This is a genomic window from Citrobacter portucalensis (genome assembly GCF_023374935.1).
Taxonomy (GTDB): domain Bacteria; phylum Pseudomonadota; class Gammaproteobacteria; order Enterobacterales; family Enterobacteriaceae; genus Citrobacter; species Citrobacter portucalensis.
This window is the reverse complement of sequence record NZ_CP092466.1, coordinates 225,770-238,541: the sequence shown is the minus strand read 5'-3', so window position 1 is coordinate 238,541 and position 12,772 is coordinate 225,770. Positions and strand designations below refer to the sequence as shown.

Genomic DNA, 12,772 nt, shown 5'->3' with positions numbered 1-12,772 from the left:
AATGACTCTCAATGTATTGGTATTTTTATAATACATTTAAAGACATTTGATCAACGAAAGAACCATAAAAAATCGGGATCCGCGACACGGATCCCGATTTTGGCCAGCATCTAAGGGTGTAAGAGGAGGGTTACACGGTGAAGCGAATCTTGTCGCCAACGATCAACTGACGGGACACACAAGATAATTCTCCTTTGTTATCAATCATTTCACTCTTAATTAGAATCAGAGGGTAATTTTCACTCACCCCAAGATAGTGAGCAACCTCAAAGCTTGCATACACGAGCTCAATCATTTTGCGCGAATGAGTAAACCACAGCCCATATTTTTCACGTAAGCAAGCGTATAACGAGTGATTATTGAGGTCTTCTTGTAGCAGAAAGGCAAAACGAGGAGGTAACTGGATGGTTTCCAGCGAAACGGGAATATCGTCAGCATAACGAATACGTTCAATGACTACTGCTTTCTCTTTTTCAGCCATTCCCAGCGAGGCGCTGGTCTCGTTATCTACCGATTCAAAAACCGATTTGATAGTCCGGGAACCGGGCCGCCGCCCCTGAGACTGACACAACTCGCTAAAGCTCATAATCCCGGTCATACTGCGCTGAAACTTTTCATTACTGACAAACGTCCCCTTGCCAGAAACACGCGTCAACAGATTTTCACGCGTTAGGGCATCCAGAGCTTTACGCACCGTTACACGACTAACTTGCCACTGACTACTGAGTTCATTCTCTGTGGGGATCTGCTGACCGGGCTTGTATTCACCGCGCAAAATCGCCTCTTTCAGAGATGCCTCAAGCTGTTTATAGAGAGGTTTTGCGCTATTGCTGTCAGGTTGCTCCATCATTTGTATCCATTTGTATTATTAAAATACCATAACATGTATTATAACTATTTACCTGACATTTGCTGGCATAAAAAAAGAAAATCGGCCACAAAATCAATCTTGTGACCGATTTATCATATTGAAATTACTGATGGGTCTGTATATACGGCGTATAAACCCCGTTCAGACTTTCGAGGAACGCCACGATGTCATCGATATCTTCCTGCGGCAGTTCTTTACCCACCTGATAACGCAGCATCAGTTTGACCGCACCATCAAGCGTAGGCACATCACCGCGATGGAAATAAGGCGCAGTCAGCGCAACGTTACGTAATCCTGGAACTTTCTGACGTAGCTTGTCACGTAGTTCATTGGTCACGTTCATCCGGCCAATATCTGCGGCAGTGACTTCACCGAAATTAAAGTCCTTTTTCAAACCTAATGGCTCAAATGAGCGCCCGCCTAGAATAATACCGCCATGACAGGTCGCGCACTTATTATCTTTAAACAACTGATAGCCATGTTTTTGCTGGGCCGTTAACGCCGCTTCGTCACCACGTAGCCATTTATCAAACGGCGAATTTGGCGTAATTAGCGTTTTCTCAAACTCAGCAATCGCATCGGTAATATTATCCCCGCTGAATCCCTGCGGATAAACCGCGATAAACTCTTGCTTGAGTTGCGGATCTTTATCCAGTTTCTGGATAATTTCATCCCAGGATTTAGACGCCATCTCGATAGGATTCAACGGCGGGCCGCCTGCCTGCGCCTGCAATGTTGGCGCACGACCATCCCAGAATTGTTCAACGTTGAAGACCGAGTTAAACACCGTCGGCGCATTAATCGGGCCAACTGCGCCACCTACGCCGATAGACGTTTTCCGGCCATCCACGCCGCCTGCATTCAGAGCGTGACAATGTGCGCAAGAAATCGTGCTGTCGCCTGAAATACGCGGGTCATGGTAAAGCGTAAAGCCTAGCGCCACTTTGCGGGCATCGGTTGGGATGCTTTCCGGTATCGGCTGCACAGGTTCATTACGATGCTGCGCGGCGGTATCGTTACTGGCGTAATACTGCTCACGCTGTTTCGCAATCCAGCCCAGGATCTCTGCTCGCTCCGTATCGCTTACCTTACCAGCCCAGTGCAGCGCGGTATATCGCGTTGGCGGCATGGTGTTGTACTGCATCACCCATTCAATTTTATTCAGGTCGCTTTGCGAAACGGGTTTATCTGCGACCAGCGCCGCACGAACGGCTTCAAGATTGAATGATTTGTATCCCAGTTGAATGTCGTAATTCATCAACTGCTTAGCGACAGGAAAAGAAGAATAGAACGGTAATTCAGCTGAAGGCGTGTGACAATAATCGCATCCTTTTTTGCGTAAAAATCCTAATACCTTATTATTTTCTTCCAGCGTAGAGGCCTGAACATCAGCCTGTTTGCTACGTTGATTATCGTGATACCACACATAACCGGATAATCCAAAATAACAAATCACGACGCCAGCTATGGCAATCGCGGTAAGACGGGTAATGATTTTCATTATTTTACCCTCACCGTTGTGAGTTATTGTGACCCAGAAAAATTAGAATAATTAATGCACAGTCTTTGTCAGACCTGACCATCATAGGAAATAAAGGGATTACTATTTTGATAAGTATCAAGCAATTACATGGAGGAGAACTATCAATAGAATAGCCTGCGCCTATTATAGAGATAAGACGTTACCTTTCTCTGTTCACACCTCGTTGCAATCGAATGCTCTGAAAATGGAATATATTCAGATTATGCAGAACTTTGAATTATCCATTATTTTCATTGGGATAGTCTGATTCTTTAAATTTTGCTCAGCATTAAAACGTGATCAACCGCACGCTTTACTCACCCGACACCGAAGCGAGTGTCTACGCTTAACTGACGACCGGGCAATAGCCTTAATCTTTCAACGTCCATCGGAGGTCTTTCTCATTATGCTCAACCAGAAACTACCCCACGCCCCTTCTGAAGAAATGACGATCGACATCGATCTGCTTTATGAAATGGATCCGTGCGAGTTAAAGCTGGATGAAATGATTGAGGCGGAGCCTGAGCCGGAGATGATTGAAGGGCTTCCCGCTTCAGATGCGTTAACTCCTGCCGATCGTTATCTCGAACTGTTCGAACACGTCCAGTCATCCAAACTGTTTGCGGATAGTAAAACCTTCCCTGATTGTGCGCCCAAAATGGACCCGCTGGACATTTTAATCCGTTATCGCAAGGTTAAACGCCATCGGGACTTCGATCTGCGACGCTTCGTCGAGAACCATTTCTGGCTCCCGGAAACGCCCTCCAGCGAATACGTTTCTGACCCGGAAAGTTCGCTGAAAGAACATATTGATCAACTGTGGCCGGTGCTGACGCGCGAGCCGCAGGATCACATTCCCTGGTCCTCTCTGCTGGCGTTACCGCAGTCATACATTGTGCCAGGCGGGCGTTTTAGCGAAACCTACTACTGGGATTCCTACTTTACCATGCTGGGTCTGGCAGAGAGCGGCCGCGAAGATCTGCTGAAATGTATGGCAGATAACTTTGCCTGGATGATTGAAAACTATGGTCACATCCCGAACGGCAACCGTACTTACTATCTGAGCCGCTCACAGCCGCCCGTTTTTGCCCTGATGGTGGAGCTGTTTGAAGAAGATGGCGTACGCGGCGCGCGTCGTTACCTTGATCATCTAAAAATGGAGTACGCGTTCTGGATGGATGGCGCCGATTCCCTGGTACTCAACCAGGCCTACCGACACGTGATCAGAATGTCGGACGGCTCTCTACTTAACCGCTATTGGGACGATCGTGATACGCCGCGCGATGAGTCATGGCTTGAAGACGTCGAGACCGCCAAGCATTCGGGTCGCCCGCCCAATGAAGTGTATCGGGATTTACGCGCGGGCGCGGCTTCTGGCTGGGATTATTCATCGCGCTGGCTGCGCGACGCAGGCCGCCTTGCCAGCATACGCACCACGCAGTTCATCCCAATTGACCTGAACGCATTCCTCTACAAGCTGGAAAGCACTATCGCCAATATTTCCGCGCTGAAAGGTGACAAAGAAACGGAAGCGCTGTTTCGCCAGAAAGCCAGCGATCGTCGTGATGCGGTAAACCGCTATCTCTGGGACGATGAAAACGGCTGCTATCGCGATTACGACTGGCGGCGCGAACAAATGGCCCTGTTCTCTGCCGCCAGTATTGTGCCGCTGTATGTCGGTATGGCAACGCATGAACAAGCCGATCGGCTTGCTAACGCGGTTCGCAGTCGCCTGCTCACGCCCGGTGGCATTTTAGCCACAGAGCATGAAACCGGGGAACAATGGGATAAACCCAACGGCTGGGCGCCGCTGCAGTGGATGGCGATCCAGGGCTTCAAACTGTACGGTGACGACCATCTCGGGGATGAAATTGCCCGTAACTGGTTGAAAACGGTGAATCTCTTTTATCAGGAACACCACAAACTTATCGAAAAATACCACATAGCCGACGCCGCGCCGCGCGAAGGCGGCGGTGGGGAATATCCGTTGCAGGACGGCTTTGGCTGGACCAATGGCGTGGTGCGCCGACTCATCGGTTTGTATGGCGAACCCTAGCAGCTGACGGTCTGAGTCATCAGGCTTTTAGTTAATCGCATCGTACAGCTCGGCGTGAATTTTCTGCCATTTCTTGTTCTCAGGGCTTGGCTGGGCGCGAACACGCAGCTCGGCCTGCTCAAGATCATATTGCTGGCGCGCAACGACCGCAGGCACGGAACAAAAACTTTGCAGATAACTTTTATGCAGCGAAGTGAGCGATGCCCCATTCGACATCGCATGGCTGAGCGTAGTCATAAACTGTCGGCATGGTTTGCTTTCATCCATCTGCGAAGGGTAACGCAGCAGCAGTCTCAACACCTCTGTATTGCCCGCCGAAAACGCCTGCTCCGTCCACGCCAGCTTCCAGTCCATCCCGCCCTGCAGGAACAGTGACGTCACGCGGGTGTCATTGCGATCGATAGCCGCCCGCATGTTAAAGGCATCCCAGGTGATGCCCATTCTGGTCACCGCCTCCCGTGCGCTGGGGGCATCGCGTCGCGGTTCCTCCTGCACAATTTCAACGGATTGTCCGGAAGACGCCTGTGGCGCTGGCGAAGTGAATAACCAGAACGCACCCAGCGAAATCGCCAGCACCATCACGCCGACCGCTACCCACAACATACCGGAAATCAGCTGTTCACGTTCTTCCGCAGTGCGCTTGGCCCGCTTTTCCGGCGGATCAATACTGTCTGCGATTTCATGCTTATCGCCTCCCGCTTGCTCGTCTTTTTGCTTTGCTGTTTCCCAAAACTGGCGGACCATGGCCTCATCAGATTCCAAATACGACGCAGGATTAATGCGCGTACGCCGTTCTTCAAATGCCCGTTGCACAGGATGAGTTATCTGTCGGTACTGGTAGTCCAGCAACATCAGTTGTACCGACGTCAGCGGCTGCTGCGCGATAACGCAGTTACGAGCCAGGCGGCAATCATCCAAAAACATGCGTAGCGTGATGCGCGGCTCAACAAATGACATGAGCACTGAGGTATCGTTAAAAATCTGCGTAAAGTGGCGAACGAATAATTTCTTATCGACGACCATCAGCGCCAACTCGCTAAACATCATACCGTCCAGCGCATCCCGACTTTCACCCAGCTTTAACCAGCGACGCAGGCGTTCACCACCAAAGTGCTGTTTCAGAAAGCTGTTGAGAGGATGTTGATCCGGCCATACCCGTGCAATCAGAGATTTGAGGGTTAATTCTATTGCGCGAAGTTGACGCTGCGCCCGCATCTGAGCATCCGGCTCCACAGGTGCAATTTCGGTTTGATACTTCAGGATGGGCTGTTGCTGGCGTAATTGTTCCAGAGAAGCCACAAAGCGCAGCGCTGAAATCAGCTGGTTTTCACTGACGTCCTGGCCATTTTCATATTGGGGTACACTCTGTTGAAGATGACGTAGCCGCAGAGTGAACTGGCTCAATTGCGCATCATTCATCTGCAACCGTCTGGCGACAGCCCCCCAGCCGCCCAGATTCAGTCGTGCCTGATCCAGTTGCTCGAGAAACCACCGTGGGTCTTTGCCTTCTGCGGCATGTACGCCTAGCAGCAGTAATATTTCTACCGACGCCTGGCGGATAATCCCCAGACAATGTTCAAAGGGTGTACATGTCGCTTGTAACGCGCTATTGGTCATCATCTTCCCTAAAAGGACCCAAAACGTGCGGCCTCACAATGGTATGTAATTATCTTTTTTAAACGCAACGTTGTGCCGATGTAGACTAGAACACATTCATATAGCAAATAAATAAGTTTTACAGTGACTTCCGCACAATCATTGAAAATTATTCTGGAGATAAGCCTGTGCCTGTACTGCAAACATCACGTCTGCTCTGCCGCCCACTGACAGAAAATGACTGGACGTTCTTCTTAACGCTACAGCAGAACCCAGATGTGATGCGCTTTGTCGCTGACGCACGTACTGAAGAGGAAATACGGACAGCCTTCGACTCCCGCCTGCCTGAATGGTTTCCCGGCAGCCCGCACTGGCTATGTCTGCTCCTGTGCGATAAGACATCGGGAGCACCGCTTGGCGTGACAGGATACATTCAGGAGAGCAATGAGTGTGCCGAGGTTGGCTTTCTGCTCGCCCCAGAGGCGCAGGGTAAAGGGTATGGCGCTGAATCTCTGCATGCCGTGTGTGAATACGCATTTGCCAGCGGCGGTCTGCGGCGACTGACCGCCTGTGTCACCGCAGGAAACGAAGCCTCACGGCGTCTGTTGGAAAAGGTCGGGTTCATTCATGAAGGCACGCTACGCGCAAGCTACTGGCTACATCATACCTGGCACGATGACTGGATTTTTGGTCTGTTAAAACAGGAATATCAGCCGCCCACGGCATAGGTCGTTTTGCGGTAAATACTGGCTGTCAGGCAACTAGCGTAACGGCGTGTTTTTTTTAGAATAGGTCTCTTTGCACAGAGACTATTATGCCGCTGCGTTCGACGCATTTCACGCCCGCTTGTATTGCATTTATTAAGCAATGGCAGGGCCTGTCGCTGGAAAAGTATCAGGACAAAAAAGGCATCTGGGTCATTGGCTACGGACACGAAATCACCGCCAATGAATCCTTTGATACCCCAATTACGGTGATGCAGGCAGAAACATTGCTGCTCGCAGATATAAGGATCTGCGAGGCATTCATCCATAAGGAAATGACGCAAATAAAAGACAGGTTTCAGCTGGAAGCATTAATTACGTGGATATTCAGTGTGGGAATTACCCAATTTTGCGCTAAAATATCTGGCCGGTGTTTATTTCACAGCCAGAAATATTCTGACTGTGAAATATGTTCCTAGTAAATGGTGTTGTTTAACATCATTGCCGCCTGCGTACGGTTTTTTACCTCCAGGCGCTGGTACAACGATTCAAGATGGGCTTTTACCGTTCCGGTACTGATATTTAACAGTCGACCAATTTGTTTATTAGATTCTCCGGCGGCCAGCATGGTCAAAATCTCCCGCTGACGCGCGCTGAGCAATCTGATATTTTGCCCACCGCTTTCGGTAGCGGTTATGCAGTCTCTGGGGATAAACATCATACCCATCGCGACGCTATTGAGGGCCAGCGTAAAGGTTTCCGCGTCAGAATCGCGCGGAACAATGGCCAGCACGTTCAGTTTAGTGACCTCTTGCAGCCATTTTTTACGGCAGTCCGTTGCGGTCACCAGCACCTTCACCATCGCAAAGCGCTCTGCTATCTGTTGCAGCAAGCTACAGCAGAACTCAGCATCAAGGTCGCCATCCAATATAACTAATGCCTCGGGTTTATCTTCCAGCGTCAGCCAAAGTTCATCTGCCTGACTGACACCCTGAACATCCACTCCTGGAATACGTTGCTGCAAACTTACATTCATTCCATGAATAAATATTGACTGCCTGTCAAACATTACTACCTGCATTATTTATCTCCATCCGAATAGGATATTAGCCTTAACATGCGGAAGGGTATTACCCATAGGGTAAAATAAGAAGTCACCATTTGGCGGGGGGCCATTTTACCGATAGATGGGGAAGAAAGAAGCAGAAGTTATGAATAGTTACAGCTCAACCCGAAGGATCATACAAAGGAACAAAAACAGGTTCGAAAATTAGGGAAAGTCTTAATATTCGATGCTCATGATAAGACAATGAATATTAATTAATATGATTTTATATTTTTAGCTAAAAATAAGATATCTACGACAATGGATAAATCTGTTACAAAATACAATCTAGCATTAAGTGCTTATTCAACGCATGCCATGACATGTTGAATAAGCACCTTATGGGTTTACAGGAACATTCCGCCAGATACCTCGATACGCTGTGCCGTCATCCAGGCCAGTTCATCGCTAAGCAGCGCAGCAATTGCATCGCCGATATCATCCGGCAAACCAACGCGTCCCAGCGCCGTTTGCGATGCAATGTACGCATTCAATTGCGCATTATCCCGCACATTTCCGCCGCTAAAATCCGTTTCTATTGCGCCTGGCGCAATAATATTCGCCGTTATGCCGCGCTCTCCCAGCTCTTTTGCCTGATAACGGGTTAACACTTCCATCGCACCTTTCATGGCTGCGTATGCGCTGTAACCCGGTAGCGCAAAGCGGGCAAGCCCGGTCGAGACATTGAGGATGCGACCACCTTTATTCATCAGCGGTAGCAAGCTCTGCGTCAGGAAAAAGGGGCCCTTAAAATGGATGTTCAAAAGTTGGTCAAATTGCGCTTCAGTAAATGCCGGATACGGTGCGTTAATGCCGATCCCGGCATTGTTCAATAAATAATCAAATGCGTTACTTTGCCACTGCGTTTGTAACGTTCCCTGCACCTGTTGAACAAACTGAGGGAATGTAGAAATATCACCGACATTCAACGGTAATGCCGCCGCTTTACCGCCAGATTGGCGTATTTCATCCACAACCTGCTGCGCTTCTTTTTCATTGCTGTTCCACGTCAGGATAATACCGATTCCTTTACTCGCCAGCTTCAGCGCCGCGTTCTTACCGAGTCCACGGCCGCCGCCAGTCACCAATGCGATACGTTGCGTCATAAGAAACCTCATTTCAGGTGTTGTGAAGATTGAGACAAAGCTTATTAGGTGATAGAAGAACAATAAATACTGCTAACTGCGCATTACTGTTTCATTTAGAACAACAATAGGGCATGAGAATGGATAAAATTCACGCAATGCAGTTGTTCATCCGCGTCGCAGAACTGGAGAGCTTTTCGCGCGCGGCAGACACCCTCGGACTTCCTAAAGGTAGCGTATCGCGCCAGATCCAGGCTCTGGAAAATCATCTGGGCACGCAATTGTTGCACCGCACAACACGCCGCGTTCAGCTCACGCAAGACGGCATGATCTATTACGAACGCGCGAAAGATCTGTTGAGTAATCTGGATGAGCTGGATGGGCTGTTCCATCACGATCCGTCCAGCATCAGCGGCAAGCTGCGCGTTGATATGCCGGTCGGTGTAGCAAGAAACCTGGTGATGCCCCGCTTACCGAGCTTTTTGCATCAGTATCCGGGCCTGGAACTCGAACTCAGCAGCAGCGACCGCCTGGTGGATTTGATCCGCGAAGGTTTCGACTGTGTGGTACGCGTAGGTACGCTGAAAGATTCAGGGCTGATTGCCCGCCCGCTGGGGAAACTCACGCAGATTAACTGCGCCAGCCCGCAATACCTCGCCCGCTTTGGTTACCCGGAAAGCCTGGAGGATCTTGCCTCGCATGCAGTGGTGCATTACTCGGTCAATTTGGGAACGCGTGCGCAAGGTTTCGAAGTGGCGACAGAAAACGGTACGCAATGGGTTAAAACCGGCGGCATGCTAACGGTAAACAGTACCGAAACCTATCACGCGGCATGCCTTGCCGGTCTGGGCATTATTCAGGTGCCGCGCGTTGGCGTGCGTGATGCCCTGCGCGCCGGTACGCTGGTCGAAGTGTTGCCGCAATATCGCGCCGAGCCAATGCCAGTCTCTTTGCTTTATCCGCATCGGCGCAACCTCTCCCGCCGGATACATCTGTTTATGGAATGGCTGACTGGCGTGATGAAAGACTATGTGGATTAGTCCATTTTTCAGGATGCGCCCCTGAGCAGGCTATAATGTCATGAGTGAACAAAATAAGGACAACCGATCGGATGACGCAGGAACAAGACGCAAAACACCCTACGCCAGAACATAAATCAGCCTCCGCCGCGCCGGAGAAAAACGCTAAAGCGAACCAGGCGCTGAAAACCGCGCTGACCTTCGCTGATAAAATTCAACGCCAGCCCATCATCGCCCATCTTATTCGTGCCGCAGAGCGGTTTAACGATCGTATGGGAAATCAGTTTGGCGCCGCCATTACCTACTTCTCGTTTCTGTCGATGATCCCAATCCTGATGGTGTCGTTTGCCGCTGCGGGTTTTATTCTCGCTTCGCACCCTACGCTGTTGCAGGATATCTTCAGCAAGATTCTGCTGAACGTCAGCGATCCGACGCTCGCCTCTACGCTGAAAAACACCATCAATACCGCCGTTCAGCAGCGTACGACCGTAGGTTTGGTTGGGCTGGGTATCGCGCTCTATTCCGGCATTAACTGGATGGGGAACCTGCGCGAAGCGATTCGTGCCCAGTCGCGGGATGTTTGGGAACGTACGCCGCAGGATCAGGAAAAAATTTGGGTCAAATATCTGCGTGATTTTGTTTCCTTGATTGGCTTACTGGTTGCGCTGATTGTTACTCTGTCCATTACCTCTATCGCCGGTTCCGCCCAGCAGATGATTATCTCTGCGCTGTATCTCGACGGTATCGAATGGCTGAAGCCCGCCTGGCGACTGATCGGCCTGACCATCTCTATTTTCGCCAACTACCTGCTGTTCTTCTGGATTTTTTGGCGGCTACCGCGTCACCGACCGCGTAAGAAAGCGCTCATACGCGGTACCTTTATCGCGGCGCTGGGGTTTGAAGTCATCAAAATGATCATGACGTATACGCTGCCATCACTGGTGCAGTCGCCGTCAGGCGCGGCATTTGGTTCCGTGCTTGGACTGATGGCATTCTTCTACTTCTTCGCTCGTCTGACCCTGTTTTGCGCAGCCTGGATTGCCACGGCGGAATACAAAGACGACCCGCGTATGCCGGGGAAAACACACCGCTAATCTTTGTTAACTGGCCGGATGGGGCTGCGCTGATCTGGCCTACGGGAGACTTTTGTAGGCCGGATAAGCGTAGCGCCATCCGGCAATTATAATGCCGCCCGCTCTCACTGATTTAGTGAATAAATCCAACCCGTAACTTTTATTTAACCAAAAACCAGTTTTATCATCCAAGTTTTAAATTGTGTGAAGCATTTCATGGAAGTGAAATCTCAAGCCTAAAAATTATCCCCTTTTTGCTCTGTTTTTGACCAATCTCAAAGTTTGTTACAGATTGAAATGTCTCTTTTGCTGTGCGTAATATGACCTTTCGTTCGGCCAAAAATAAGAAAATATTATGCAAGCAACAGCCACAACACTCGACAACGAACAGGAACACACCCCGGTCAACTCGCGCAATAAAGTTGTCGTCGCCTCGCTCATTGGCACCGCCATTGAGTTCTTCGACTTCTATATTTACGCCACCGCCGCGGTGATCGTGTTCCCGCATATCTTCTTCCCGCAGGGGGATCCGACCGCGGCTACGCTACAGTCCCTCGCCACTTTTGCTATCGCCTTTGTGGCCCGACCAATCGGTTCCGCGGTGTTCGGACATTTCGGCGATCGCGTCGGCCGTAAAGTCACGCTGGTTGCTTCACTGCTTACCATGGGGATCTCGACAGTCGTCATTGGCCTGCTGCCGGGCTATGAAACTATCGGCATTTTCGCCCCACTGCTGCTGGCGCTGGCGCGTTTTGGTCAGGGTTTAGGTCTGGGCGGTGAATGGGGCGGCGCAGCGTTGCTGGCGACGGAAAATGCGCCACCGCGCAAACGCGCGCTGTACGGATCATTTCCGCAGTTGGGCGCGCCTATCGGTTTCTTCTTCGCCAACGGTACCTTTCTGCTGCTCTCCTGGCTGCTGACCGACGAACAGTTCATGAGCTGGGGCTGGCGCGTACCGTTCATCTTCTCCGCGGTGCTGGTGATTATCGGTCTGTACGTCCGCGTTTCGTTGCATGAATCCCCGGTCTTCGCCAAAGTAGCCGCGGCGAAAAAACAGGTGAAAATCCCGCTGGGTACTCTACTGACAAAACATGTTCGCGTGACGATCCTCGGCACGTTCATCATGCTGGCGACCTATACGTTGTTCTATATCATGACCGTCTATTCGATGACGTTCAGTACCGCCGCAGCGCCCGTAGGGCTTGGCCTGCCGCGTAATGAAGTGTTGTGGATGCTGATGATGGCGGTTATTGGTTTTGGCGTCATGGTACCGGTGGCGGGCCTGCTGGCCGATGCGTTTGGTCGCCGCAAGAGCATGCTTATCATAACCACGCTGATCATTCTGTTTGCGCTGTTTGCCTTTAAACCGCTGCTCGGCTCTGGCAATCCGGTGCTGGTGTTCGCCTTCCTGTTGCTGGGCTTAAGCCTGATGGGTCTGACATTTGGCCCAATGGGCGCACTGCTTCCGGAGCTGTTCCCGACCGAAGTGCGCTACACGGGGGCGTCGTTCTCGTACAACGTTTCGTCGATTCTCGGCGCATCAGTTGCCCCATACATCGCTGCATGGTTGCAGGCAAATTATGGTCTGGCGGCTGTTGGTACGTATCTGGCATCGATGGCGGCATTGACGCTGATTGCACTGCTGTTGACCCACGAAACCCGCCATCAGTCGTTGTAATTCTTTTGCCAGATGCGGCGTAACCACCTTATCCGGCCTGGGTTGAACATGAAATCCTGGCCG

Annotated in this window: 10 protein-coding genes and 1 pseudogene; 6 read left to right on the top strand and 5 right to left on the bottom strand. The window is 50.6% G+C overall.

The window, feature by feature from the left end:
* Positions 1–130: 130 nt before the first annotated feature.
* Both LY264_RS01115 and LY264_RS01110 read right to left on the bottom strand, forming a co-directional pair.
* Positions 131–850 (bottom strand): GntR family transcriptional regulator, encoded by a 720-nt coding sequence (locus tag LY264_RS01115; protein ID WP_087857176.1) that lies wholly within the window; start codon positions 848–850, stop codon positions 131–133.
* A gap of 124 nt (positions 851–974) precedes the next feature.
* The gene (locus LY264_RS01110) at positions 975–2,372 is read right to left on the bottom strand and encodes a cytochrome-c peroxidase (protein WP_071692524.1); all 1,398 of its coding nucleotides are present in this window, start codon (positions 2,370–2,372) and stop codon (positions 975–977) included.
* Between the two features lie 427 nt (positions 2,373–2,799).
* Here LY264_RS01110 and LY264_RS01105 point away from each other — a divergent pair, with 427 nt between their 5' ends.
* Positions 2,800–4,449 (top strand): alpha,alpha-trehalase, encoded by a 1,650-nt coding sequence (locus LY264_RS01105; RefSeq protein ID WP_003827453.1) that lies wholly within the window; start codon positions 2,800–2,802, stop codon positions 4,447–4,449.
* Positions 4,450–4,476: 27 nt separating this feature from the next.
* Here the strand turns inward: LY264_RS01105 and LY264_RS01100 are convergent, their stop codons facing one another.
* Positions 4,477–6,066 carry an STY4199 family HEPN domain-containing protein gene (locus tag LY264_RS01100; protein ID WP_048227284.1) on the bottom strand — a complete coding sequence of 530 codons (1,590 nt, stop codon included), beginning with the start codon at positions 6,064–6,066 and terminating at the stop codon, positions 4,477–4,479.
* Between the two features lie 167 nt (positions 6,067–6,233).
* On the opposite strand from LY264_RS01100, the gene LY264_RS01095 reads away from it, so the two are divergent.
* Both LY264_RS01095 and LY264_RS01090 read left to right on the top strand, forming a co-directional pair.
* Entirely contained in the window at positions 6,234–6,773 is a 540-nt protein-coding gene (locus LY264_RS01095) for a GNAT family N-acetyltransferase (protein ID WP_048215348.1), read from the top strand.
* Between the two features lie 86 nt (positions 6,774–6,859).
* Positions 6,860–7,209, top strand: a pseudogene (locus tag LY264_RS01090) (glycoside hydrolase family protein).
* A gap of 15 nt (positions 7,210–7,224) precedes the next feature.
* Here the strand turns inward: LY264_RS01090 and LY264_RS01085 are convergent.
* Both LY264_RS01085 and LY264_RS01080 read right to left on the bottom strand, forming a co-directional pair.
* A complete protein-coding gene (locus LY264_RS01085; protein WP_003827446.1) occupies positions 7,225–7,830 on the bottom strand; it encodes a helix-turn-helix transcriptional regulator in 606 nt (201 codons plus the stop codon).
* Between the two features lie 371 nt (positions 7,831–8,201).
* Positions 8,202–8,960 carry an SDR family NAD(P)-dependent oxidoreductase gene (locus LY264_RS01080; protein ID WP_048215346.1) on the bottom strand — a complete coding sequence of 253 codons (759 nt, stop codon included), beginning with the start codon at positions 8,958–8,960 and terminating at the stop codon, positions 8,202–8,204.
* 119 nt (positions 8,961–9,079) lie between these two features.
* Here LY264_RS01080 and LY264_RS01075 point away from each other — a divergent pair, with 119 nt between their 5' ends.
* The 3 genes from LY264_RS01075 to LY264_RS01065 all read left to right on the top strand — a co-directional run bounded on the left by LY264_RS01075 (position 9,080) and on the right by LY264_RS01065 (position 12,709).
* Positions 9,080–9,979, top strand: coding sequence for a LysR family transcriptional regulator (locus tag LY264_RS01075; protein ID WP_048227285.1), 900 nt, complete (start codon positions 9,080–9,082; stop codon positions 9,977–9,979).
* Between the two features lie 71 nt (positions 9,980–10,050).
* On the top strand, positions 10,051–11,052 hold the full coding sequence (gene yhjD / locus LY264_RS01070) for an inner membrane protein YhjD (protein ID WP_048215344.1): 1,002 nt from the start codon (positions 10,051–10,053) through the stop codon (positions 11,050–11,052).
* Between the two features lie 334 nt (positions 11,053–11,386).
* Complete coding sequence (locus tag LY264_RS01065; RefSeq protein WP_003023312.1) at positions 11,387–12,709, top strand: MFS transporter; 1,323 nt, start codon at positions 11,387–11,389, stop codon at positions 12,707–12,709.
* Positions 12,710–12,772: the final 63 nt, after the last annotated feature.

Excerpts from the sequence above, each read along its gene's own strand:
- LY264_RS01115 (WP_087857176.1), bottom strand. The coding sequence starts at position 850 with ATGATGGAGCAACCTGACAGCAATAGCGCAAAACCTCTCTATAAACAG.
- LY264_RS01110 (WP_071692524.1), bottom strand. The coding sequence starts at position 2,372 with ATGAAAATCATTACCCGTCTTACCGCGATTGCCATAGCTGGCGTCGTG.
- LY264_RS01105 (WP_003827453.1), top strand. The coding sequence starts at position 2,800 with ATGCTCAACCAGAAACTACCCCACGCCCCTTCTGAAGAAATGACGATC.
- LY264_RS01100 (WP_048227284.1), bottom strand. The coding sequence starts at position 6,066 with ATGACCAATAGCGCGTTACAAGCGACATGTACACCCTTTGAACATTGT.
- LY264_RS01085 (WP_003827446.1), bottom strand. The coding sequence starts at position 7,830 with ATGCAGGTAGTAATGTTTGACAGGCAGTCAATATTTATTCATGGAATG.
- LY264_RS01080 (WP_048215346.1), bottom strand. The coding sequence starts at position 8,960 with ATGACGCAACGTATCGCATTGGTGACTGGCGGCGGCCGTGGACTCGGT.
- LY264_RS01075 (WP_048227285.1), top strand. The coding sequence starts at position 9,080 with ATGGATAAAATTCACGCAATGCAGTTGTTCATCCGCGTCGCAGAACTG.
- yhjD (WP_048215344.1), top strand. The coding sequence starts at position 10,051 with ATGACGCAGGAACAAGACGCAAAACACCCTACGCCAGAACATAAATCA.
- LY264_RS01065 (WP_003023312.1), top strand. The coding sequence starts at position 11,387 with ATGCAAGCAACAGCCACAACACTCGACAACGAACAGGAACACACCCCG.